Genomic DNA, 24,104 nt, shown 5'->3' with positions numbered 1-24,104 from the left:
CATCTGTGTACAGCGGCCGGTGCGGCGGTGGGGCTCCGGCGGGCCACACGCTCGCTGAATGCCAGACAAGCCACGTGAAACTTTCATGCCACGCAGGCAGGTGAGAGGAAATCAGACGGTCACCCGGACGCCATTTCGTTGACATCTCCTCCTCGCCGGAGCGCACAATGCCGCATGGGAGCGCTCCCACCCCCTACTCCCATGGAGAAACCGTGAGTCACAGACCCCGCCCCTTCCTCACGCGTCTGGCCAGGCGGTTAGCCGCGGCCGCGACGCTGGTCCTGGTAGCGAGCACCACCACGGTGCTCGCCCAGACCCCCGCCAGCGCGGCCGTCGCCTGCGAGGTGACCTACACCGCCAACCAGTGGAACAGCGGCTCGAACCAGGGTGGTTTCACCGCCAGCGTGGCCATCAAGAACCTCGGCGACCCGCTCTCGAACTGGACGCTGACCTTCGACTTCCCTACCACCGGCCAGAAGTACGGCCAGGGCTGGAGCGCCACCTGGAGCCAGTCGGGCACCCGGGTGACCGCGCAGAACATGCCGTGGAACGGCAACCTGGGCACCGGAGCCAGCACCTCCATCGGCTTCAACGGCACCTGGTCCGGCAGCAACCCGGCCCCCACGTCGTTCGCCATCAACGGCACGACCTGCGGCGGCGAGGACGAGAACGAGGACCCCACGGTCTCGCTGACCTCCCCGACGGCCGGCCAGACGTTCACCGCCCCGGCCACCGTGCCGATCGCGGCGACGGCGGCCGACTCCGACGGCACGGTTTCCAAGGTCGACTTCTACCAGGGCTCCACGCTGCTGGGCAGCGACACGAGCTCGCCGTACACCTACAACTGGCAGAACGTGGCCGCCGGCAACTACTCGATCACCGCGCGGGCCACCGACAACGACGGCGCGACCACGACCTCGGCGCCGGTGGGAATCACCGTCGGCACCGACAGCACGCCGGCGCTCGTGGTGAGCCCGCTGTCCGTCGCCGTGCCGGAGACGGGCACCGCCACGTTCTCGGTCAAGCTGTCGCGTCAGCCGGCCGCCAGCGTGACCGTGAGCACGGCACGGGCCAGCGGTGACACCGACCTGACCGTCAACGCCGGCGCCAGCCGCACGTTCACGACGGCCAACTGGGCCACCGCCCAGAACGTCACCCTGTCGGCCGCCGACGATGCCGACACCTCCGCCGGCACGGCGGTGTTCCGGGTGAGCGCCACCGGCTACAGCCCGGTCGACGTCACCGCCACCGAGGCGGACGACGACCTGCCCGGCGGCGACAACGAGTACATCCAGCGCTTCACCGAGATGTACAACGACCTGCACGACCCCGCCAACGGCTACTTCTCGCCCGAGGGCGTGCCGTACCACTCGGTGGAGACGTTCATGGTCGAGGCGCCCGACCACGGGCACGAGACCACGTCCGAGGCCTACAGCTACTACCTGTGGCTGGAGGCGGTCTACGGGCAGGTGACCGGCGACTGGACGAAGTTCAACGACGCCTGGGAGTCGATGGAGACCTACATCATCCCCAGCACCCAGGACCAGCCGACGAACTCCTTCTACGACCCGTCCAAGCCGGCCACGTACGCGGCCGAGCACCTGGAGATCGAGAACTACCCGACGCAGATCGAGCAGGGCGTCAGCGTGGGCTCCGACCCCATCGCCAACGAGCTGCAGAGCGCGTACGGCACCCGTGACGTCTACGGCATGCACTGGCTGCTCGACGTGGACAACACCTACGGCTTCGGCCGCTGCGGCGACGGCACCACCAAGCCCGCCTACATCAACACCTACCAGCGCGGCCCGGAGGAGTCGGTCTTCGAGACGATCCCGCAGCCGTCCTGCGACACCTTCGAGCACGGCGGCACGAACGGCTTCCTCGACCTGTTCATCAAGGACGCCTCGTACGCCAAGCAGTGGAAGTACACCAACGCGCCGGACGCCGACGCCCGCGCGGTGCAGGTCGCTTACTGGGCGCTGACCTGGGCCAAGGCGCAGGGCAAGGAGTCGCAGATCTCCGCGACCGTGGAGAAGGCCGCCAAGATGGGCGACTACCTGCGCTACGCGATGTACGACAAGTACTTCAAGCAGCCGAACTGCACCAGCCCGTCGTGCCCGGCCGGCAGCGGCAAGAACTCCGCCAGCTACCTGCTGTCCTGGTACTACGCCTGGGGCGGCGCGACCGACTCCAACGCCGGCTGGGCCTGGCGGATCGGCTCCAGCCACAACCACTCCGGTTACCAGAACCCGTTCGCGGCCTGGGCGCTGTCGAACGTGGCCGAGCTGCGGCCGGAGAGCACGACCGGCGCCTCCGACTGGAGCACCAGCCTCACCCGGCAGCTCCAGTTCTACACCTGGCTGCAGTCGGCCGAGGGCGCCATCGCCGGCGGCGCGACCAACAGCTGGGACGGCCACTACGCCACGCCTCCGGCGAACCTGCCCAAGTTCCACGGCATGGCCTACGACTGGCAGCCCGTCTACCACGACCCGCCGTCGAACCAGTGGTTCGGCTTCCAGGCGTGGACCATGGAGCGGGTCGCCGAGCTGTACAACGTCACCGGCAACGCCGCGGCCAAGGCGCTGCTCGACAAGTGGGTCACCTGGGCGCTCGACAACACCACGGTCGGCGCCGACGGCACCTACCAGATCCCGTCCACGCTGCGCTGGACCGGCCAGCCCGCGGGCAACTTCAACGCCACCACCGGCATGCCGCCGGCCAACCCGAACCTGCACGTCGAGGTCGTCAACCACACCCAGGACGTGGGCGTGGCCGGCTCCTACGCCAAGGTGCTGATGTACTACGCGGCCAGGGCGAACCACGCCGAGGCCCGTGACACGGCCAAGGCGCTGCTCGACGCCGTGTGGGAGAACCGCGACGACAAGGGCGTCTCGGTCGAGGAGACCAAGGCCGACTACCAGCGCATCAACGACCCGGTCTACGTGCCCGACGGCTGGACCGGCACGATGCCGAACGGCGACCCGATCAACTCGGACTCGACGTTCCTGTCGATCAGGTCCTTCTACGAGGACGACCCCGACTGGCCCGAGGTCAAGGCGTACCTCGACGGCACCGGGCCGGTACCGACGTTCAACTACCACCGCTTCTGGGCGCAGGTCGACGTGGCCGTGGCCCTGGCGGAGTTCGGACGGCTCTTCCCGTGAACAACCCGTTCGTGAAGAGGGTCGCCGCCGTCGCGGCGGCGGCCCTCGCCGTGCCCATGATCGTGGCTGCCCCGGCCGCCCGGGCGGCCGCCCCCGCGTTCGCCTACGGCGAGGCGCTGCAGAAGTCGCTCTGGTTCTACGAGGCCCAGCAGTCGGGCGAGCTGCCCGACTGGAACCGTGTCGGCTGGCGAGGCGACTCGGGGCTGGACGACGGCGACGACGTCGGCCTGGACCTCACCGGTGGCTGGTACGACGCCGGCGACCACGTGAAGTTCGGCTTCCCGATGGCGTTCTCCGCCACCATGCTGGCCTGGGGCGCGGTCGAGTACCGCGACGCCTACGCGAGCTCCGGCCAGCTCACCCACCTGCTCAACAACCTGCGGTACGTCAACGACTACTTCGTCAAGGCCCACCCGTCGCCGAACACCCTCTACGGCCAGGTCGGCCACGGCGGCAGGGACCACGCCTGGTGGGGCCCGGCCGAGGCCATGGCGATGGACCGGCCGGCGTACAAGATCGACGCGTCGTGCGGCGGGTCGGACCTGGCGGGCGAGACGGCGGCGGCGATGGCCGCCTCGTCCATCGTCTTCCGGCCGACCGACCCCGCGTACGCGGACAAGCTGGTGACGCATGCCAAGCAGCTGTACTCCTTCGCCGACACCGTCAGGAAGAAGTACAGCGAGTGCATCACCGACGCCCAGGGTTACTACAACTCCTGGAGCGGGTTCACCGATGAGCTGGTCTGGGGCGCGATCTGGCTGTACAGGGCCACCGACGACCCGGCTTTCCTGACCAAGGCCGAGTCGACCTACGACAGCCTCGGCACCGAGCCCCAGACCTCCATCAAGTCCTACAAGTGGACCATCGCCTGGGACGACAAGTCCTACGGCGCCTACGTGCTGCTGCACAAGCTGACCGGCAAGCAGAAGTACCTCGACGACGCCAACCGCTGGCTCGACTGGTGGACGGTCGGCGTCAACGGCGCGAAGGTGCGCTACTCGCCGGGCGGCCAGGCGGTGCTGGACCGGTGGGGGTCGCTGCGTTACGCGGCCAACACGTCGTTCGCGGCGCTCGTGCACAGCGACTCGATCACCGACGCCACGCGCAAGGCCCGCTACCACGACTTCGCGGTGCGGCAGATCAACTACGCGCTCGGCGACAACCCCCGCAACTCCTCCTATGTGATCGGGTTCGGCGCCAATCCGCCGAAGGCCCCGCACCACCGCACCGCGCACGGCTCGTGGACGGACCAGATATCCACACCTGTGGAAAGCCGTCACACGCTGTACGGCGCGCTCGTCGGCGGGCCCCCGGACCCGGACGACGCCTACACCGACAAGCGTGACGACTACGTGATGAACGAGGTCGCCACCGACTACAACGCGGGCTTCACCAGCGCGCTCGCCCGGCTCTACAAGGAGTACGGCGGGGCGCCGGCGGCGAACTTCCCGGTCGCCGAGACGCCCGACGGGCCGGAGATCTTCGTGGAGGCCGGCGTGAACGCCTCCGGCACCACCTTCACCGAGATCAAGGCCATCGTGCGCAACCAGTCGGGCTGGCCCGCCCGGGTGCTGTCCGACGGGTCGTTCCGCTACTACTTCACGCTCGACGGCTCGACCACGGCCTCGCAGATCACCGTGTCGTCCGCGTACACCCAGTGCGCGGCGCCGACCCTGCACGCGGCCGGCGGGAGCACGTACTACGCGGCCATCGACTGCTCCGGGCAGGACATCGCGCCGGCCGGGCAGTCGCAGCACCGCAGGGAGGTCCAGTTCCGCATCGCCAGTGCGGGCACCTGGGACCCTGCCAACGACTGGTCGTACCGGGGCATCCCGACCACGCCGGGCGCCACGCCGGTTCGTACCTCCAACATCACGCTCTACAGCGGCGCCACCAAGATCTGGGGCGAACCGCCGGGGCCCGAGGAGGAGGACGACACCCCGCCCGGCACCCCGGGCAAGCCGGCGGTCTCCGCGATCACCGGCTCCACGGCCAAGGTGTCGTGGACCGCGGCCACCGACAACGTGGGCGTCAGCGGCTACGACGTCTACCTGGACGGCGAGAAGGCGGGCACCGCCCCGGGCACGACCTTCGAGCTGACCGGGCTCAGCGCCGACACCGAGTACACGGTGCACGTCGTGGCCAGGGACGCCGCCGGCAACAGCTCCGGGCCGTCGGCGAGCACCTCGTTCGCCACCACGGACACGCCGCCGCCTCCCGGCGGCTGCACGGCGACGTACAAGCTGGTCAACTCCTGGAGCGGCGGCTACCAGGCCGAGGTGACGGTGAAGAACGCCGGCACGTCGGCGATCAGCGGCTGGAAGGTCTCCTGGGCACACTCCGGCACCGTCAGCCAGCTCTGGGGCGGCAAGCACAGCCAGTCCGGCGGCACACTCACCGTCGGCAACGAGGCCTGGAACGGCGCGCTGGCTCCCGGCGGCGCCGCCTCCTTCGGCTTCATCGCGACGGGCAGCGGCACCGTCCCCGACCCGATCGCCTGCACCACCGCCTGAGAAACGGGTCCCGCCCTCCCGAGGGGCGGGACCTCCCAGCGAAAGGCACCTATGAGATCCCGGCTCGCCGCCCTGGCGGCACTCCTGCTCCTCCCCGTCGTCCTGGTCGCCTCTCCCGCCCACGCCGCGACCGGCCTGCACGTCAGCGGCACGAAGATCGTCGAGAAGGGCGGACAGGACTTCGTCATCCGTGGCACCAGCCACGCCCACACCTGGTACGCCTCCCAGACCCAGTCGTTCGCCGACATCAAGTCGCTGGGCGCCAACGCCGTCCGGGTGGTGCTCAGCGGCGGTCGCTGGACCGCCAACGGTGTCGCCGACGTGGCCAACGTCGTGTCCCTGTGCAAGCAGAACAAGCTCATCTGCATCCTGGAAAATCACGACACGACCGGGTACGGCGAGCAGAGCGGCGCCGTCACCCTGGACGCCGCCGCGAACTACTGGATCAGCGTCAAGAGCGCCCTGGTCGGCCAGGAAGACTACGTCATCGTCAACATCGGCAACGAGCCCGTCGGCAACAACGCCGTCACCCCGGGCTGGGCCGCCGCCACCACGGCCGCGATCCAGAAGCTGCGCGCCAACGGCTTCGACCACGCGCTCATGGTCGACGCGCCCAACTGGGGCCAGGACTGGCAGTTCACCATGCGTGACAACGCCAGGACCGTCTTCGACAGCGACCCCGACAAGAACACCATCTTCTCCGTCCACATGTACGGCGTCTTCGACACGGCCGCCGAGGTCACCTCGTACCTGGACGCGTTCAGGACCGCCGGGCTGCCGCTGGTCGTGGGCGAGTTCGGGCACAACCACTCCGACGGCAACCCCGACGAGGACACGATCATGGCTCAGGCCGTGAGCCGCGGCCTCGGCTACCTCGGCTGGTCGTGGAGCGGCAACGGCGGCGGCGTCGAGTACCTCGACCAGGTCACCAACTTCGACGTCGACCAGCTCACCTCGTGGGGCCAGCGGCTGTTCAACGGCGCCAACGGCATCGCCGCGACCGCCCGCGAAGCCGCGATCTACGGCGGCGGCGACCCCGACGACACCAGCCCGCCCTCCACCCCGGGCGCCCCGGCGGCCTCCGCCATCACCTCCACCGGCGCCACGCTGACCTGGACGGCCTCCACCGACAACGTGGGCGTCACCCGCTACGACGTCTACGGCTCCGGCGGCACCCTGCTCGGCAGCTCGGCCACCAACTCGGTCAACCTGACCGGGCTCACCCCGGACACCGGCTACCTGGTGTACGTGCGGGCCAGGGACGCGGCGGGCAACCAGTCGGGCTCCTCGCCCACCACCCCGTTCAGCACGCTGCCCGGCGGCGGCGAGGGCGACTGCTCGGTCACCGCGACCGTCGGCAGCCAGTGGGGCAACGGGTACGTGGTCCAGCCCGTGTCCGTGACCGGCTCGGGCTCCGGCTGGACCGTCACGTTCACGCTGCCCGCCGGGCACTCGATCGCCGGCTCCTGGAACGCCGCCGTGACGGTCAGCGGGCAGACGGTGACGGCGAAGAACCTGAGCTACAACGCCCCGCTGCCGGCCTCCTTCGGCTTCCAGGTCAGCCGTCCCAACGGCTCGACCAGCGTCCCGTCCGGCTACGCCTGCGCCGGCTGACCCCCGATCCGCACCCTGAGGAGGTGAGGCCCTTCCCCCAGCTGTGAACCGCCCCTACGACACCATCCCGCCCGGATGGCGTGAACGCGGCCGGCCCGGAGAGTCCTCCCCCTCTCGCCGGCCGCGTTCGACATGCCCGCTAGCGCGCCTCGGTGAACCGCCGGCGTGCCGCCTCGATCACCTCGTCATCGGCGAACTCGGCGAACGCCTCCTCGTGGTAGCGCGGCGGGATGACCAGTCTGACCCGGTCCGGGTAACCGGCTCCGGGCTCCGGCACCCGTACCTCGACCGGGTCCTTCAGGCGCACGGCGAGCGGGCCGGACACACGCACCGACATCGCCCAGTCCGCGCCCGCGCCGGTGATCGCGCACATGTGGCGGGCGTAGACCCACCGCACCTCGGACACGCTGGACGCGTTCTCGGGCGCGACGCCGAACGGCTCGACGGCGCATACGACCTTCCCCGCGTCCTCGCCGAACTCGTGGCCGTGCTCGTGGTGCTCGGCCGGGGACGACTTCTCCAGGATCTCCGTCACCCGGGCGGCGAGCGGCTCCGCGAGCTCAGACGGCAGCCCCTGCCGCCACACGCTCGCCGCCACCGCCGCCCCGGCGACGGAGGCCACGACCACGGCGGTGACGGCGATGACCCGCCCCCGCCGCGCCCGCGGCCTCCGCACCTCTTCCAGCATCCCGATGACCTACGCGGGCGTACAGGTCAGCGCGGGCACCGGACTGGGCACGCTTCCCGTGCCGTTGAAGCCGAACGTGGTGGATCCGTTGGCTGCGATCTGCCCGTTGTAGGAGGCGTTCTTCACCTCGACGGCCGGCGGCTGGCTGCTCACCACGCCGTTCCAGGGCGTGCCCTCGAAGCCCTGACCGCCGCTGAAGGTCCACTTGACCTTCCAGCCGTTGATCGGGGCCGTGCCGGTGTTGCGGACGGTCACCTCACCCTGGAAGTGCCCGGCCCAGCCGGTGTCGGTGGCGCGCAGCGTGGCCGTGCAGCCACCGGGAGGCGGCGTGACGGTCGGGGTGATGGTCGGGTCCGGGTCCGGGCTGGGCGAGCTGCCGCCGGGGCCGACCCCGGTGACCTCACCGTTGCCGCCGTCGAAGGTGACGTCGGAGCAGCTGTAGAAGTTCTCGTTGCTGTCGGACCTGATCCAGTGGACGAAGATCATGTGCCGGCCGCTCTTGCCGGTGGGCAACTGGACGTTCCAGTAGTAGTAGCTGAGCCCGCCGGGGCCGCCCGACTGCGGCGGATTGCTGACGCTGCCGAACTGCTCCAGGTCCGACCACTTCAGCGGCGCGTTCGGGTTCCAGCCGTTCTTGGTGACGTAGTAGACGAACGAGCCGGGGTGCGCGGCCCAGTTGCTGTGCCGCATGGTGATGTTGGCGCCCGACGTCAGGTGCGTCAGGGGCCAGTCGGAGCGGACGGCGTTGTAGGCGGAGAAGTCGTACGGGCCGCCCGTGCCGGCGCTGCAGATCTGGCCGTCGGGGATGAACCCGCTGGTCCGGCCGCCGGCGTCGGAGCGCAGCACCGCGAACCAGTTGTAGAGCGGGGTGGTGCCGCTCTGCGAGACGGCGGCCGCGCAGGCCGGGTTGTAGGGCTGGATGGCGCCGTTCTCCCGCAGGCCGTCCTGCCAGCACAGGAACGTGCGGCTGCCGGGGAACATGGTGACGCCGTGCGCCTGGGCCGGGACGACCAGGGCGGCGGTGATCAGGGCCAGGGCCGCGGCGACCGCCACGACCGCCGATCGGAAGACTCTCATGGGTGATTCCTTTGCTCGCATGACGAAGGAACCCGCCACGACCCGCCCGCCCGGCAGCACTCGCGTGGCCGCATTACAACACGTCTTCACTTCGTTCGACAACGTGGCGTGAAACTTTCAGCCGATCACGCCACCGGTTTCCCCTGGTGCGCGCTGTGACGGACCGGCCCGCCGCCGGCGCCCGGTTGCCGGGTGCCCCGGCCGGTGGCGATCCTGCGACCAACCAGCCCCCCGAGTGGAGCACATGCCATGAGGCGTATTCACCACCTGATCGTCGGCTTCCTTCTGGCCACCTTCGTCGTCGCGGTCCCGGCCGAGGCCGCGCCGGTGATCTGCGAGAAGTACGGTTCCACGAGCGTCCAGAGCGGGCGCTACATCGTCCAGAACAACGTCTGGGGCGCCGACACGGCCCAGTGCATCGACGTGAACCAGGGCGGCGGCTTCACCGTCACCCAGGCCGCGCACAACAACTCCACCAGCGGAGCCCCGGCCGGCTACCCGTCGATCTACGCGGGATGCCACTACGCCAACTGCACGAGCGGCAGCGGCCTGCCGATGCGGGCGGACGCGAGCGGCTTCGGCAACCTGCGGTCCAGCGTCAGCATGACGTATCCGGGCAGCGCCACCTACAACGCCTCCTACGACCTGTGGTTCGACCCGACGCCGCGCACCGACGGCCAGAACACCGGCGCCGAGCTGATGATCTGGCTCAACCGGCAGGGCTCCATCCAGCCGATCGGCAACCGCGTCGGCACCGTGAACCTGGCCGGGTCCTCCTGGGAGGTCTGGTTCGGCAACATCGGCTGGAACGTCATCTCCTACGTGCGCACCTCCCCGGCCACCTCGCTCAACTTCGCGATCGACACCTTCTACGCGGACGTGGTCAGCCGAGGCTACGGCCAGCGCTCCTGGTACCTGACGAGCGTCCAGGCCGGTTTCGAGCCCTGGATCGGCGGCGCGGGCCTGGCCGTGACCGACTTCTCCTTCACCACCTCGGGCGGCGGCACCGACACCACGCCGCCGACCACCCCGTCGGGCCTGACGACGTCCAACACCACCTCCACGGCCACCACCCTGTCGTGGAACGCCGCCACGGACTCGGGCGGCAGCGGCCTGGCGGGCTACGACATCCTCCGCTCGACCGGCGGCGGCTCCTACACCCAGGTCGGCACCAGCACCAGCACGTCGTTCACGAACACCGGCCTGAGCCCCGCCACGTCCTACAGCTACCGCGTCCGCGCCAGGGACGGGGCCGGCAACACCTCGCCCGAGTCGTCGGCGGCCACGACCACCACCCTCCCGGGCTCCGGCGGCGGCGACTGCGAGGTCACGCCCACCACCCAGACCAGCTGGTCGACCGGTTACGTCATCCAGCCTGTGAGGGTCACCAACGAGAGCTCCTCCAGCGCGAGCCGCTGGTCGGTGACCTTCACCCTGCCCTCGGGCCACACGCTCGCCGGCTCCTGGGGCGCGTCGCTCACCACGAGCGGCCAGACGGTGACGGCCACCAGCCTGCCCTACAACGGCGCCCTGGCTCCCGGCGCCACCACCACGTTCGGCTTCCAGGCCAACCGCCCGGGGTCGAGCACCCAGCTGCCCTCGGGCTACGCCTGCACCTTCTAGGGGACCCGCCGGGCGGCCGTGATCTCGTTGAGAGACACCTCCAGCGCCGACCGGCATCCCGGGGCCAGCCTCCCTTCGCGCTCGCGGTCGGTGAGCTTGCGGCGAAGGGAGGCCAGGCCCGTCTCCTCCTGGCCCGGCGTCACCAGCACGCCCCGCAGCACCTGCTTCAGGTCGAGCGCCACGTCGCCGTCGGTGGCCACGCACGCGTCGGTGTCCAGCGTGTCGTGGAACCCGTCCACCGCCTGGCGCATCGTCCGCGCCTCGACCGGTGAGCTCTCGACGGCGGGGAAGGACGCGGCGGCCGTGGGCGAGGCGCTGACCACCGGCCCGGCCTGCTCGGGCGGCGGTTCGAACCACACGAGCGCCGAGGCGGCCACCGACATGGCCGCGGCCACGCCCGCGATCGCCAGGCCCTTGCGCAGCCGCCTCGGCAGGGTGAGCGCGGCGGCCAGGGCCGAGGCCACCTCCGAGGCCGCGGGCCTGCGCGACGGGTCAGGATCCAGGCAGCGCTGGCACAGCGAGGCGACCGCCTGCGGCGCGCCCACCGGACGGGGCGGCGGCGAGGTGCGGCGGGCCGTCTCGATCTCCTCCCACGTGGTCTCCGGGTACGGGGTCCGCCCGGCGATCATGGTGAACAGCAGCACGCCCAGCGCGTACACGTCCACGGCCGGATGCGTGGGCGCGCCGTCGAGCCGCTCCGGGGCGACGTACGGCGGGGTGCCGCGGTCGTCGTCCGGGTCGCCGGCCCAGGCCGCGATGCCGAAGTCGAGCAGCTTCGGCCCGTCGGCGGTCAGCAGCACGTTCTCGCCGGTGACGTCCCGGTGAACGAGCCCGCGGGCGTGCCCGGCGGCCAGCACCCGGGCCAGCCGCACGCCGATGGCCGCCGCCTGCGGCCACGGCAGCGGTCCGCCGGCCACCCGCTCGGCCACCGGCGTGCCGTCGAGCAGCGGCATCACGACGTAGGCCGCGACCTCCCCGTTGGCGGTCACGGCCTCCCCGTAGTCGTAGATCTCGATCGCGTCCGGATGGATGAACCGGGCGGCGGCCCTGGCCTCGCTCCGCGCGCGCATCCGGTCGACCAGACCGGTCTGCAGGGACGAGGTCAGCACCTTGACGGCTACGACGCGCTGCAACGACTGGTCGAAGGCCCGCCAGATGACGGACATGCCACCGTTGGCCAGCGGGTCCAGCAGCAGGTACCTGCGGGCCAGGAGGTCTCCGGGCTCATGCCGAGTCACGGATGACCAGTTCCGTGGGGAGGATCGGGTCGATGCCCGTCGTTCCTGACAGCAGGAGCCGGGTGGCGATGGTGGCGACCTCCTCAACGGGCTGGCGGACCGTGGTCAGCGTCGGATTGGTGTGCCTGGCGACGGGCGCGTCGTCGAACCCGATCACCGCGACGTCCGAGGGCACCCGGCGGCCGGCGCGGCGCAGGGCCTGGATCGCGCCCGCGGCCATCAGGTCGGAGGCGGCGAAGACCGCGTCCAGCCCGGGGGCGTGGCGCAGCAGCCACTGCATCGCGTGGGTGCCGGAGGCCGCGGTGAAGTCTCCGTAGGCGACGGGCACCTCGGCCATGCCGGCTTCGCGCAGGGTCCGTACGAGCCCGTCGAGCCGGTCGCGCGCGGCGGGCAGGGACGGCGGGCCGCCGATGGCGGCCACGGCGCGGCGGCCGGTCAGCAGCAGGTGCTCGGCCGCCTGCCGGCCGCCGTCGTGGTTGTCGACGTCGGCGAACGGGAGCTTGAGATCGTGCGGCGGCCGGCCGATGTTGCGCACCGCGATGCCGGACGTGCACAGCTTGATGGCCAGGGGATGGCGCTCACGGGCGCCGATGAGCAGCACCGCGCCGGACAGCGTGGGCAGCGTGGACGACGTCGGGTTGACGGTCGTCACCATGAGATGGGTGCCGTGCTCGGCGACGACGGCGCCGGTGGCCGACAGGAGCCGTGCGTAGTACGGTTCGGAGAATAATCGCGGCAGATGATCGCAAACCACTGCGGTCATGCCGGTCGCGGCTGCTCTCGACACCGATCCCCTGGGGGCGCGTTGGCGCACGTAACCCATCCGGGACACAGCTTCGTAGACCTGCCTGCGGGTCGACGTACTGACCCGCACGGAGCCGGTGAGAACTCGGGAGGCGGTTGCCGGGGAAACCCCAGCGGCCGCCGCGACCTCTGCCAAAGTGGGCTGCTCGGACATGCTCAGCACCTCGCGCCGAAGATCCCTGGGAGCGCTCCCACGTTATCAATGTTTCGCCGCCGTTAACAGAGCCTCTGTACTGGGGCGTTGGCAGCGAGTAAGGAAGACGGTGAGCTCAGCGGCCGATTCCGTCCTCAAGGCGCACCGTGCCGTCGCCCAGTTCGATGTCGTCCCGCTGCCCCGGCTCGTCGCGGTGGCGCTGGACCGGGGCGCAGCTGGAGCCGCAGCCGCCGAACCGGGACGTGTTGATCGGGTGGAACGCCGTCGCCTTGGTGCCCTTGAGCGCCGCCATCATGGTGTCCTTCCAGATGGGGCCAGGCACGCTGGCGCCGAAGACCGCGCCGTAGTAGCGGCCGCCGATGGTGACGCCGTTCAGCTTGTACTTCTGCGCCCCGCGCGGGTCGCCGATGCTCACCGCGCCCGCCAGGTCAGGCGTGAACCCGGCGAACCAGGCGGTGGCCTGCGCGTCGGAGGTGCCGGTCTTGCCCGCCGCCGGGCGGCCGATGCCGCCGACGCCGCGCATCGTGCCCTTGGTGAACACCCCGGTCAGCACGTTCGCCGCGGCGTCGGCGACCTCGGGGTCCAGCACCTGCTCGCACTTCGGCTGGTACTTCTTGACCTTGCCGTAGCGGTCGGTGATCTGGGTGATGACCATGGGCTCGCAGTACTTGCCCCGGGCCGCGATGGCCGCGTAGGCGTTGGCCACGGTGACCGGGTCCATCTCGTTGGTGCCGAGCGTGAACGTGGAGAACTCCAGCAGCGGCAGCCCGTCGGCCCGCTCGATGCCCAGCGACTTCGCCGTCTTGATCGTGTCGCAGAGGCCGACCTTCTCCTCCAGCTTCATGAAGAACGTGTTGACCGAGCCCCAGGTGCCGGACTGCAGCGTCAGGAAGCCGCCCGAGCCCTCGTCGTTGGTGACGGTGTGGGACGGGTCGCCGATGCTCTCGCCCTTGCAGTTCTTGAACGTCGAGTAGCCGGACGCCCGGTAGCCGGAGCCCACGGACAGCCCGTCGTTGACCTTCATGCCCTCCTTGAGGGCGGTGATCAGGGTGAACGTCTTGAACGTGGACCCCGGCTGGAAGCCGACGCCGCCGCCGTGCGCCGCGTTCGCGACCACGTTGTACGACATCTCGTTCTTGCGCTTGTCGTTGCCGTACTTGCGGCTGGCCGCCATCGCCTTGATCGCGCCGGTGCCCGGCTGGACCAGTGCCTCGGAGGCCACCGGGCGGTCGGAGGCGTGCACGTGCTTCTTGATCGCGGCCTCGGCGGCCCGCTGCATCTTGGGGTCGAGCGTGGTCCTGATCGTCAGGCCGCCCCGGCTGAGGAGCTGGGCGCGCTCCTTCTTGGTCTTGCCGAAGATCGGGTTGTTGAGCATCTCGGCGCGCACGTACATGCAGTAGTACGGGTAGTCGCTGGTCTCGCAGCCGCCGGGCAGGGCGGTGCCCTTCCAGCCGAGCTTCTTGGCCTTGGCCTCCTCGGCCTGCTGCGGCGTGATCTTGCCGAGTTCGGCCATCCGGCTGAGCACGATGTTGCGCCGCTCCAGCAGGGCGGCGCGCTGCTTCCTGCCGAGGTTGGGGTCGGTCCTGTTGGGGTTCTGCACGGCGCCGGCCAGCGTGGCGGCCTGGGCCAGGTCGAGCTCGGAGGCCGAGACGCCGAAGAAGCGCTTGGCCGCCGCCTCCACGCCGTTGGCACTCGCGCCGAAGTAGGCGATGTTGAGGTACTTCTCCAGGATCTGGTCCTTGGAGTACTTCTCCTCGATCGCCATCGCGTAGCGCAGCTCGTTGAGCTTGCGGGCGTAGCTGGCCTCGGTGGCCGCGGCCTTCTCCTCGTCGGTGACCGCGGAGTTGACCAGCACCTGCTTGACGTACTGCTGGGTGATGCTGGAGCCGCCCTGGGCGATGCCGCCCGAGGTGAAGTTCTTGGCCAGGGCGCGAATGGTGCCCTCGATGTCGATGGCGCCGTGCTCGTAGAAGCGGAAGTCCTCGATCGAGATGATCGCGGTCTTCATCACGTCGGCCACCTGGGAGAGCGGGATGACCTCGCGGTACTCCTCGTAGAAGGTGGCGATCTCGTTGCCCTTGGCGTCCTGCACCGTGGTCTTCTCCGCCAGCGGCGGCTCTTTGAGGTCCTCGGGCTTGAGGTTGAGGTCTTCTGAGGCGCTGACGAACATCGCGCCGGCGCCGCCGATGGCGGGCAGGGCGACGGCTGCGGCCAGCACGCCGGCGGCCGCGGCCGCTCCGGTCAGGCGCAGGATGCTCGTACCACGGCTCATGGTGCTGGAACCCTCCCCTATAGCCAATTCAACCCCGTCTCAAACCATATAGGTCCGGCGAATGCCCCGTATCCGGATCGATGTGATCGTGGTCTCACCTACGTAGAATCGGGGACCATGACCTCGGAACCCGACTCCATGGACGCCGTCATGGAGCAGTGGCGCCGGGAGCGGCCCGACCTCGACCTGGCGCCGCTCGGCCTGTTCGCCCGGCTCGTCCAGGTCACCAAGCTGCTGGAGGAGGCCGTCGAGCGGGTCTTCGCGCGGCACGGGCTGCGACAGGGCGAGTTCGACGTGCTGGCCGCCCTGCGTCGCGCCGGGAGCCCGTACACGATGATCCCGTCGGAGCTGTCCGCCGTGCTGCGGCTGTCGCGGGCCGGGATGACCAACCGGCTGGACCGGCTGGAGGCGGCCGGGTTCGTCGAGCGCAGCCTCGACCCGGCCGACCGGCGCAGCTTCCGCATCGCGCTCACCGCCGAGGGCCGCCGGGTGATCGACGCCACGCTCGCCGACCACGCGGCCAACCTGCACCGGCTGGCCGCCCTGGTGCCGCCCGGCGAGGCGGGCGCGCTCGACCGGGTCCTGCGTTCGATGCTGCGTGACCTCAAGGGCGACCTCGGGGGCGCCTGAGGGTCCGGGGGATCCGTGCGGGGGCACGGCCTTCGTTCTACCCACCGGTTGGCGGACTAACAGGAGGGGGCCTGGGAAGGCGTACCACGTGGCCGCTTTGCGCATCGAGACGGTCCGGCACCGTAGGTGCACGGTCCTGGTGGCGGCCGGCGAGCTGGACCACGCCGGCCGTGCCCGGTTCAGCGCCCACATCGACGCCGTGTGGGACTGGTCGCCCGGCCCCGTCCTCGTGTTCGACCTGGCCGACCTGATCTTCTACGACTCCTCCGTCATCGGCGTGCTGGCGATGGCGCTGCAGCGCATGCGGGCCACCGGCAGCGGCGAGATCATCCTGGCCCGTCCCGACGCGCATCTGGTCAACGTGCTGCGGCAGACCGACCTGCTCGGCTACGTGTCGCTGAGCCGGAGCGTCGACGTAGCGGTCGCCGAGCTGATGCTCAGGACCGCCCGGGAGTGACGCCGGGAACCGTGCCGATCCGGTGATCGTTCTGCGGTACGCCAGCCGTACCCGAACGGAGAGTAGTCACGTGGTTTTCAAGCGGATGCTGGGCGCCTTCGGCGTCGGAGCCCCCTCGGTCGACACCGTCCTCACCACGCCGCGGGTGCGGCCCGGCGGGATCCTGGCGGGGGAGGTGCGGCTGAAGGGCGGCGAGTTCGACGCCGACATCGAGCACGTCACGCTGGGCCTGGTGGCGCGGGCGGAGGCGGAGCTCGGCGAGGGTGAGGCCCAGGGGCTCGCCGAGCTGCACCGGATGCCGGTGTCGGGGCCGTTCAAGCTCGCCAAGGGGGCCGAGCGGACGATCCCGTTCGAGGTCGCCATGCCGTGGGAGACGCCGGTGAGCGAGGTGGGCGGGCAGCCGCTGACCGGGATGGCGCTCGGCATCCGCACCGAGCTGGCCATCGCCAAGGCCGTCGACAAGGGCGACCTCGACCCGCTGAGCGTCGAGCCGCTGCCGTCGCAGCAGCGGGTGATGGAGGCGTTCCTGCAGCTCGGGTTCGCGTTCAAGTCGGCGGACGTGGAGGTCGGGCGGATCCACGGCCTGCACCAGGAGCTGCCGGTCTACCAGGAGATCGAGTTCTACGGGCCGCCCGGGCAGATCAAGGAGGCCGAGCTCACGTTCGTCGCCGACGCCGGGGGGATGCACGTGGTCATCGAGGCCGACAAGCGGTCCGGCGGCTACGGCGACGCCATCGGCCGCTTCCGCGTCGGGCACGACGAGGCGCTGAGCACGGACTGGGCCGCCGAGATCGGCGGCTGGCTGGCCGGGCTGAGCGGCTACGGCGGCGGCCACCACCATCACCGTGACCACCACGGGGGGCACCACGGGGGGCACCACGGCGGTGGCGGGCTGGGCGGGATGGTCGCCGCCGGCGCCATGGGTGTGGTGGGCGGCATGGTCGCCGGCGAGCTCATCGAGGAGGCGTTCGAGGGCGAGGAGGAGGGTGACGGCGACTGGTAGCCGCCGTCACCGCTGGTGGTCGACCCGTTCGTCGCGCAGCAGCTCGGCGAACAGGTCCGCCCACTGGGGCATCACCACGTCGGGGCCGTAGGCGCGGGAGGTCACGACGGCGGCCTCGCCCATCTCCAGCCGCTTCCTGCGGTCGGCGACGACGTCCTTGAGCGCGGCCGCGAGCGCCTCGGTGTCCCTGGGCGGCACCAGCACCCCGTCGACGCCGTCGGTGAGCACGTCACGCGGGCCCGTCGGGCAGTCGAAGGCCACGATGGGCAGCGCGTGGGTCATGGCCTCGATCATCACCATCGGCAGCCCCTCGAACCGCGAGCTGAGCGCGTAGACCGAGGCGGCGGCCAGTTCCTCGTCCAGCCGGTCGGTGCGGCCCATGAGCGAGATGTTCCCGGTCATGCCGAGCTCCTCGATCCGGGCGGTGAGCTGGGGCTTGCGCGGGCCGGTGCCGAAGATGCGCAGCCGCCACTCCGGGTGCTCCCTGACCACCTCGGCGAAGGCCGGGATGAGCATGTCGAACCCCTTCTGGGGCACCAGCCGCCCGGCGGCGACCACGACCGGGTTCTCCTGGCGGGAACGTTCCTGGTCCACCTTGTGCACGGCGTTGGGGATCTGCACGATCCTGGCGCCGGGCAGCATCCGCTGGTATTCCTGCTGGTTCGTCTTGGTGAGCACGGCGATCGCGTCGAAGCGGCCGTAGTAGCGGGCGATGTCCTTGCGGATGGTCTCCGGGTAGGCGGTCAGGTTCATGTGCTCCTGGGCCACCTTGACCACGCCCTTGCCGGCCCGGCGCGCGGCGATCAGGTTGAGCGCGGGCCTGGTGGTGACCAGGATGCCGTGGTCCAGCCCGGCGACGTAGTCCATGACCGCCTTCTCCACCCGCTCGGTGAAGTATTCGGCGGCGAACTCGCCGCGCGGCACGATCTTGCCGCGCACCCGCCGCCACGCCTTGCGCGGCAGCGAGTCGGCCTGCCGGCCCTGCCGCTGGTCGACCAGCGCACTGACGCGGACGTTCGGGTGGATGGCGAACTGGGTCTTCTCCCGGCGCCGCACCACGCTGATGATCTCCACGTCGTGCCCGGCCCCGGCCATCGCGTTGGCCTGGTTGATCACGGTGCGGATGGTGCCGCCCATGCCGTAGGCGTGCAGCATCAGGTAGCGGATCTTCACGGCAGGTACCCCCAGCTCCGGCACATCGGCTTGAGCGATTCGGGGATGGACTCCTCGGGCGGCAGCTCGCGGCCCGGCTGCACGGTGCCGGTGCGGATCTTGTCCCGCCAGTCGCCGAGGCCCTTCTGGATCACCGTCTGCTCACCGTAGGAGAGCATCCCGGCCTCCCACTCCACGCCCAGGAACTCGCAGATCTCGCGGGTGACCTTCTCCGGCTCGGCGCTGAGGTCCTCGTAGCGCACGGTCAGGCCGGGGAGCGCCGACTTGGCCCGTTGCACGGCTTTCATGTAGCGCAGCGCGTCGAGCGCGGCCTCTTCCGGGCCGCGCTTGTCGGGACTGGCCTCGTGCCAGGAGGCCGCGATGGAGGCCGGGTGCCGCAGCAGGAAGACGAATCGCGCGTCCGGCCAGCAGGCGGCGAGGCGCTCGAAGGCGAAGGCGTTCGCCGGGGTCTTGTCCACGATGTAGCGCTTGCCGCTGCGCACCAGCTCGCGGTGCAGGACCCGGTCCCAGAGCAGGTGCTCCAGGTCGGCCTGGTTGTGGCCGAGCGCCGCCATCGCCTTGGTGGCCAGGGTCGTGCCGAACTCCACTCTGAGGCGCCGCACGTGGAGCTCGTGCGGGGCGTGCAGTGCCGAATGGGCGTTGAGGATCGCGCGTAGCAGGGTGGAGCCGGATCGTACCGGCGAGATGATGAAGACGGGGGCGGAGAGCAACCGGTCTGCCGCGGGGTCCGCCGGCGGCCGGATCTCGACCTCGGCCGGCGTCGCGGGTGCGGGCGCCGGCGCCTTCGTAATCCCCTGGTTCCCTACTCGATTGACCTGGAATCCGGTGAACCTGACCAGCGCCTTATTGATCTTACGCTGCCAGCTCATGCAGAGGGAGACTACCCATCCTTCCTGGTAGTTCCCTGGCAATCGGGTGACGATACGGAACCGTGACGGGGCCGTATATCCTCGACCATCTCATTGCTTCCCTGCTGGAGCCTCGCACCTGATGAGACGTGTTCGAGCCGCCTCTTTCGTACTCGGCGGCTACAGTCACCCCGCGCAAGTCATCGCGACGGGCTTCAGCACGGCCGCGCTGGTCGGCACGTTGCTGCTCGCGCTGCCGTTCGCGACCACCGAGGGCGTGTCGGCGGGCTGGCTGACGGCGGTGTTCACGGCCACCTCGGCCGTCTGCCTGACCGGGCTGGTCATTGTCGACACGCCTACGCACTGGTCGATGTTCGGCGAGCTGGTGATCATCGGGCTGGTGCAGATCGGCGGACTCGGGATCATGACCCTGGCGACGGTCTTCACCGTGCTGGTGTCGGGCCGCCTGGGGCTGCGCGCGAGGCTGTTCGCCCAGGCCGAGACCAAGACGCCGACCATGGCCGACATGCGCAAGGTGGTGCGCAAGGTCGTCGTCTTCAGCCTGGTGTGCGAGGCGCTCGCGGCCGTGGTCTTCACGCTGCGCTTCCTGGTGGGGTACGACGAGCCGCTCGGGCATGCGTTGTATCTGGGCATATTTCATGGAATTTCGGCCTTCAACAACGCGGGATTCGCGCTCTGGTCGGACAACATCATGGGCTTCGTCACCGACCCCTGGATCTGCCTGACCATCGCCGCCGCCGTCACCGTCGGCGGCCTCGGCTTCCCCGTGGTGTTCGAACTGCTGAAGTCCTGGCGGCATCCGAGCAGGTGGAGCGTGCTGACCAGGATCACCGTCGTGGCCACCGTGGTGCTGCTGATCCTCGGCACGCTGGTCTACCTGGCCACCGAATGGCGCAACCCCGGCACGCTGGGCGCCCTGGACGACTCGGGCAAGCTGCTGGCCGGGTTCTTCCTGTCGGCCATGGCGCGTACCGCCGGGTTCAACAGCGTCGACATCAGCCAGCTCTACCCGTCGAGCTGGCTGTTCACCGACCTGATGATGTTCATCGGCGGCGGCAGCGCGGGCACCGCCGGCGGCATCAAGGTGACCACGCTCGGGCTGCTGGCCTTCGTCATGTGGGCGGAGCTGCGCGGCGAGTCCAAGGTGAACATCGGCCACCGGCAGATCTCCGAGTCGGCCCAGCGCCAGGCCGTGACGATCACGATGATGAGCGCCGGCCTGGTCGCGGTCTGCACCTACGTGCTGCTGGTGCTCACCCCGCACAGCCTCGACCGGGTCCTGTTCGAGGTCGTGGCCACCTTCAGCACGGCAGGGCTGTCCACGGGTATCACCGCTGATGTGACGACCGCCGGTCAGGTCCTGATGGTCCTGCTGATGTTCGTGGGCAGGATCGGCCCGCTTACGATCGGCTCCGCGCTGGCGTTGAAGGAACGGACCCGGCACTACGAACTACCTGAGGAGCGGATGATCGTTGGCTGAGAAGAGCAATGACCCCGTGGTGGTGATCGGCCTCGGCCGGTTCGGCAGCTCGCTCGCGCTGGAGCTCACCCGCAGGGGGACCGAGGTGCTGGCCATCGACAGCCGGCCGAAGATCGTGCAGGCGCTGGCGGGCCACATCACCCACCTGGCCACCGCCGACGCCACCGACCTGGACGCGCTCCAGCAGCTCGGCGTGCCCGACTTCTACCGTGCCGTGGTGGCGATCGGCGACCTGGAGGCCAGCATCCTGTCCGCCTCGCTGCTGGTGGAGCTGGAGATCGACGACATCTGGGCGAAGGCGGTCAGCCAGCAGCACCGCCGCATCCTGAGCCGGGTCGGCGTGCACCACGTCGTGCTGCCCGAGTTCGACATGGGCGAGCGGGTGGCGCACTTGGTGAGCGGCCGGCTGCTGGACTACATGGAGGTGGACCAGAACTTCGCGCTGATCAAGACCCATCCGCCGAAGGAGTACGTGGGCACCCCGCTGGGCGAGTCCGGCCTGCGGCGCAAGTACGGCGTCACGGTCGTCGCGGTCAAGAAGGAGGGCGAGGCGTTCACCTACGCCACGGCCGACACGGAGCTGTCATACGGCGACATCATCCTGGTGTCCGGCACCACCGACCAGATCGAGCGCTTCTCGGAGCTCAGCTGACGGTGCGAGCGGGCACCGAGGACCGCCACGACGGCGGCCAGAGCCTGGAGCCGCCGTTCCGCCCGCAGGCCGGGCCGACGGCGCTCGGCCCCGCCACGGTGGGCCCGCCCTACCGGACCGGCGACCGGACCGGCGGCTTCGGCCCGTACGAGTCGATCGCCTTCCGCCGGATCCCGGCCGCCGATCCGGGCCGAGTCAGCCCTTCGTGACAGTGGGCGCCGTGTCGGTCCAGCCCGACTCGATGACCTTCGTCCAGGTCTTGTTCGGGAACAGCTTGCCGTCCATCCAGGTGTCCAGCTTCTCCCCGACCAGCAGCATGGCCGAGGTGTCGACGGTCACGCTGCGCCTCATCCGCCAGTCGCCCTTGCCGTCGGTGGTGGTGAGCCTCTTGCGGTTCTTGCCGGCGTCCGTCACCTTCGTGCCGGGCTCGGCCGACAGCAGCGTGAACGCGGCCGCGCGCACCTTCTCCGTGACCGGAAGCTCGTGCAGGAGCCCCTCGTACTCATGTCCCAGCCGGATCTCCTCCCGGCGCGGCGGCTCGGGGGCGGCCAGCACGATCTCGACGAGCCGTTCCTTGAGCGCCGCGGGCTCCGACGGCAGCGCCTGAAGCTCCTGGTAGGTCATCTTGCGACCGCCCAGGATGAACCCGCTCGGCTTGCTCTTCGTCACCCTGGCCTTGCCCGGCTCCGTGGACAGCTTCACCAGCATGCCCTCGGTCCGGTAGCGCCACGAGGCCGGCGAGCCGTCACGCTTCCAGGCCGCCCGGTCGGCCGCGCTCTTCGGGTTGGCGCCCAGCTCGCGGAAGCTCACCCAGCGGTCACCGCTCAACGCCGACGTCGACTCGCTCAACTGCCGCTCCACCACCCAGTACGTGTTCGGCGCGATGCCGACCTTGCGCGGATGGGTCATGGTGAACAGGGTCTGGGTGTGCCAGTACTTGCCTTCGGACTCGGCGGCCCGGGCCGGGGTGGCCGTCGCCGCCAGGGCCAGCACAGCCACCATCATGATCGTCTTACGCATGTCAGTCACCTTCCGGTTCGGGGTTGGGCAGGTCGGGCAGCTGGTCGGTCCATACGCTCTCCGCGACGGCCGTGAACTGCGCCGGCTCGCCCGAGGGCATGAGTGTCTCCAGCGCGAGCGGGGCTCCCGTCGCGACGTTGAAGATGAGGCGCTTGTCGCGATCGTCGGCCGGGTCCCGGTACACGATCGCCTGCCCGGTCCTGCCGAGCTGGTCCGTCACCTCGCCCCGCGCGGTGACGCCGGGCAGCGAGGCCATCAGCCGGTACGCGGCGGCCCTGGTCTCGGCGGGCACCGGCATCTCCAGGACGAAGCTGCCCAGATTGGCCGTCAGCTCCCCGGTGCCGGGGCCGAGCAGCGCGCGCAGCCCCTCCGGGGTGGCCGGCAGCTCGGCCATCCGGGTCAGCGGCCTGCCGGCTGCCAGGAGCCGCCAGTCCACGTCCTCCTGCCGGATGGACCGGGCCTCGCCGGGCGCCGCCTCCACCTCGTAGGAGTCGCCGCCGAGGCCACCGCCGTTGCCGTACGGGTACGACCATCGGGTGGGGGAGCCGTCGGCGCGCCAGGCCGCCTCGTCCTCCGGCGTGGCCGGCTCGACGCCCAGGTAACGCAGGACGATCCAGTGCGGGGCGGTCATCTTGCCCGTGGGCAGCCAGGTCTCCTCGGTGGCCGTCTGCTGCAGGGTGTAGCGGTCACCCGGGTCGCGGAACCGTACGCCTCTGACGAGCTTGTTGCCCCACCACGCGCCCTCGGCGGGTTGCCGGGCGGCCGACGTGGCGGCCGCCAGCAGGACCGTCCGGGCGTCGGGGGGCGGGGGCTCGGCCGGCGGCGCGGACGAGAGCACGACGGCCGCGGCCGCCGCCGCCGACGCCAGCCCGAACGTCCCCCACCGTGCCGCCCGCACCGCCCGCCGTCCCGGCCGGTCGTGCGGCGTCCGGCTTGGCGGGCGCTCGTGGGCGATCTCCGTCAGGAGCCGGTCACGGCCCCGGACGACGGTCTCCCGGGAGGGCCCCGGCGGGGAGAGCAGCTCCCGCACCGCGGACAGGTCATCCATTCGAGTCTCCGATCACTGGGTTGACCTCGCCGAGCGCGGCCCGCACCTTCTTGCGGGCGCGGTGCAGCCGGGAGCCGACCGTGCCGTAAGGGATGCCGAGAGAGGCGGCCACCTCCTCGTAGCTCAGCCCGGCCACGGCCACGAGCAGCAGCACGTCGCGATCACCTGAGGGCAGGGCGGCCAGCGCCGCCGCGAGCGGCCCTCGCGCGCCCGCGGCGTCCACGCGGGTGGGCACCCGCTCCTCGGGGCCTGCCACGAACGTCTCGAGCGACGGGGCACGGCGGAAGGCCGCGAGCATCCGCGACAGCCCCCTGCGGTGCTGGGCCACCAGGTTGGTGGCGATGCCGTACAGCCAGGGCCGGACGCCGCCGCGCGCCGGGTCGAACGTGTGCCGCTTGCGGAAGGCCGTCAGGAACGTCTCAGCGGCCAAATCGTCGGCCGCCTCCGGGCCGAGCCTGGCGGCCAGGTAGCGGTAGATCTCCTCGACGTACCGGTCGTAGAGGACCGCGAACCGTTCCGGCTCCCGTACGGACTCCTTGATCACGGCCGCGTCGTCGGCCGCGACCGGGGGGTCGCTCACCTCGGGGGGCGCGGTCATTCGGGGTGTCCCTTCTGTCGCTTACAC

The 24,104-nt window shown here is 70.6% G+C and carries 20 protein-coding genes; 10 read left to right on the top strand and 10 right to left on the bottom strand.

From position 1 onward, the window contains the following. Positions 1 to 212 precede the first annotated feature (212 nt). The 3 genes from ADY59_RS10315 to ADY59_RS10305 are packed head-to-tail and all read left to right on the top strand — an operon-like array spanning position 213 to position 7,291. Positions 213 to 3,164, top strand: a complete 2,952-nt coding sequence (locus tag ADY59_RS10315) for a glycoside hydrolase family 48 protein (protein WP_231618642.1) — start codon at positions 213 to 215, stop codon at positions 3,162 to 3,164. A 56-nt stretch (positions 3,165 to 3,220) separates the two neighbouring features. Then, positions 3,221 to 5,677 (top strand): glycoside hydrolase family 9 protein, encoded by a 2,457-nt coding sequence (locus ADY59_RS10310; RefSeq protein WP_082310004.1) that lies wholly within the window; start codon positions 3,221 to 3,223, stop codon positions 5,675 to 5,677. Between the two features lie 51 nt (positions 5,678 to 5,728). Further along, positions 5,729 to 7,291: a cellulase family glycosylhydrolase gene (locus ADY59_RS10305; protein WP_049560663.1), complete on the top strand. Its 1,563-nt coding sequence runs from the start codon at positions 5,729 to 5,731 to the stop codon at positions 7,289 to 7,291. Between the two features lie 139 nt (positions 7,292 to 7,430). Here the strand turns inward: ADY59_RS10305 and ADY59_RS10300 are convergent, their stop codons facing one another. Together ADY59_RS10300 and ADY59_RS10295 are read right to left on the bottom strand one after the other, a co-directional pair. Beyond that, on the bottom strand, positions 7,431 to 7,967 hold the full coding sequence (locus ADY59_RS10300) for a hypothetical protein (RefSeq protein WP_231618641.1): 537 nt from the start codon (positions 7,965 to 7,967) through the stop codon (positions 7,431 to 7,433). Between the two features lie 21 nt (positions 7,968 to 7,988). Beyond that, positions 7,989 to 9,056: a lytic polysaccharide monooxygenase auxiliary activity family 9 protein gene (locus tag ADY59_RS10295; RefSeq protein ID WP_049560657.1), complete on the bottom strand. Its 1,068-nt coding sequence runs from the start codon at positions 9,054 to 9,056 to the stop codon at positions 7,989 to 7,991. Between the two features lie 249 nt (positions 9,057 to 9,305). Here ADY59_RS10295 and ADY59_RS10290 point away from each other — a divergent pair, with 249 nt between their 5' ends. Further along, positions 9,306 to 10,679, top strand: coding sequence for a GH12 family glycosyl hydrolase domain-containing protein (locus tag ADY59_RS10290; RefSeq protein WP_049560654.1), 1,374 nt, complete (start codon positions 9,306 to 9,308; stop codon positions 10,677 to 10,679). Here the strand turns inward: ADY59_RS10290 and ADY59_RS47460 are convergent. From ADY59_RS47460 to ADY59_RS10275, 3 genes are all read right to left on the bottom strand, one after another. After that, a complete protein-coding gene (locus ADY59_RS47460; protein WP_053174595.1) occupies positions 10,676 to 11,917 on the bottom strand; it encodes a serine/threonine-protein kinase in 1,242 nt (413 codons plus the stop codon). The genes ADY59_RS10290 and ADY59_RS47460 overlap by 4 nt on opposite strands. After that, positions 11,904 to 12,875, bottom strand: coding sequence for a LacI family DNA-binding transcriptional regulator (locus ADY59_RS10280; RefSeq protein WP_049560778.1), 972 nt, complete (start codon positions 12,873 to 12,875; stop codon positions 11,904 to 11,906). Before ADY59_RS10280 ends, ADY59_RS47460 begins: the two co-directional genes overlap by 14 nt. Before the next feature lie 115 nt (positions 12,876 to 12,990). Then, complete coding sequence (locus ADY59_RS10275) at positions 12,991 to 15,147, bottom strand: transglycosylase domain-containing protein (RefSeq protein ID WP_049560652.1); 2,157 nt, start codon at positions 15,145 to 15,147, stop codon at positions 12,991 to 12,993. A gap of 117 nt (positions 15,148 to 15,264) precedes the next feature. Between ADY59_RS10275 and ADY59_RS10270 the strand changes: the two genes are divergently transcribed. The 3 genes from ADY59_RS10270 (at position 15,265) to ADY59_RS10260 (ending at position 17,237) form a co-directional block, all read left to right on the top strand. After that, positions 15,265 to 15,777 carry a MarR family winged helix-turn-helix transcriptional regulator gene (locus ADY59_RS10270; protein ID WP_049560649.1) on the top strand — a complete coding sequence of 171 codons (513 nt, stop codon included), beginning with the start codon at positions 15,265 to 15,267 and terminating at the stop codon, positions 15,775 to 15,777. A gap of 88 nt (positions 15,778 to 15,865) precedes the next feature. Continuing rightward, the gene (locus ADY59_RS10265) at positions 15,866 to 16,234 is read left to right on the top strand and encodes an STAS domain-containing protein (protein WP_197093533.1); all 369 of its coding nucleotides are present in this window, start codon (positions 15,866 to 15,868) and stop codon (positions 16,232 to 16,234) included. A gap of 70 nt (positions 16,235 to 16,304) precedes the next feature. Beyond that, positions 16,305 to 17,237: a sporulation protein gene (locus ADY59_RS10260; protein WP_049560643.1), complete on the top strand. Its 933-nt coding sequence runs from the start codon at positions 16,305 to 16,307 to the stop codon at positions 17,235 to 17,237. Between the two features lie 6 nt (positions 17,238 to 17,243). Here the strand turns inward: ADY59_RS10260 and ADY59_RS10255 are convergent, their stop codons facing one another. Further along, complete coding sequence (locus ADY59_RS10255; protein ID WP_049560775.1) at positions 17,244 to 18,410, bottom strand: glycosyltransferase family 4 protein; 1,167 nt, start codon at positions 18,408 to 18,410, stop codon at positions 17,244 to 17,246. Continuing rightward, positions 18,407 to 19,279: a sulfotransferase family protein gene (locus ADY59_RS10250; RefSeq protein WP_049560640.1), complete on the bottom strand. Its 873-nt coding sequence runs from the start codon at positions 19,277 to 19,279 to the stop codon at positions 18,407 to 18,409. Before ADY59_RS10250 ends, ADY59_RS10255 begins: the two co-directional genes overlap by 4 nt. Before the next feature lie 121 nt (positions 19,280 to 19,400). Here ADY59_RS10250 and ADY59_RS10245 point away from each other — a divergent pair, with 121 nt between their 5' ends. From ADY59_RS10245 to ADY59_RS10235, 3 genes are read left to right on the top strand one after another with little or no spacing between them, the layout of a single operon-like run. Next, positions 19,401 to 20,759 (top strand): TrkH family potassium uptake protein, encoded by a 1,359-nt coding sequence (locus ADY59_RS10245; protein WP_049560639.1) that lies wholly within the window; start codon positions 19,401 to 19,403, stop codon positions 20,757 to 20,759. Next, a complete protein-coding gene (locus tag ADY59_RS10240; RefSeq protein WP_197093532.1) occupies positions 20,752 to 21,411 on the top strand; it encodes a potassium channel family protein in 660 nt (219 codons plus the stop codon). The genes ADY59_RS10245 and ADY59_RS10240 overlap by 8 nt, the downstream gene beginning before the upstream one ends. 2 nt (positions 21,412 to 21,413) lie before the next feature. Further along, complete coding sequence (locus tag ADY59_RS10235) at positions 21,414 to 21,620, top strand: hypothetical protein (protein WP_049560634.1); 207 nt, start codon at positions 21,414 to 21,416, stop codon at positions 21,618 to 21,620. On the opposite strand, the gene ADY59_RS10230 is transcribed toward ADY59_RS10235, so the two are convergent. From ADY59_RS10230 to ADY59_RS10220, 3 genes are read right to left on the bottom strand one after another with little or no spacing between them, the layout of a single operon-like run. After that, complete coding sequence (locus tag ADY59_RS10230) at positions 21,607 to 22,431, bottom strand: hypothetical protein (RefSeq protein ID WP_049560631.1); 825 nt, start codon at positions 22,429 to 22,431, stop codon at positions 21,607 to 21,609. The two genes, ADY59_RS10235 and ADY59_RS10230, sit on opposite strands and share 14 nt — an antisense overlap. A 1-nt stretch (position 22,432) precedes the next feature. Next, the gene (locus ADY59_RS10225) at positions 22,433 to 23,479 is read right to left on the bottom strand and encodes a CU044_5270 family protein (RefSeq protein WP_049560629.1); all 1,047 of its coding nucleotides are present in this window, start codon (positions 23,477 to 23,479) and stop codon (positions 22,433 to 22,435) included. Continuing rightward, a complete protein-coding gene (locus ADY59_RS10220) occupies positions 23,472 to 24,077 on the bottom strand; it encodes an RNA polymerase sigma factor (protein ID WP_049560627.1) in 606 nt (201 codons plus the stop codon). Before ADY59_RS10220 ends, ADY59_RS10225 begins: the two co-directional genes overlap by 8 nt. Between the last annotated feature and the right edge of the window lie 27 nt (positions 24,078 to 24,104).

Source organism: Nonomuraea sp. SBT364, assembly GCF_001083785.1.
Lineage (GTDB): Bacteria > Actinomycetota > Actinomycetes > Streptosporangiales > Streptosporangiaceae > Nonomuraea.
The sequence above is the reverse complement of the archived record's forward strand: the minus strand, read 5'-3'. Positions and strand labels throughout refer to the sequence as shown.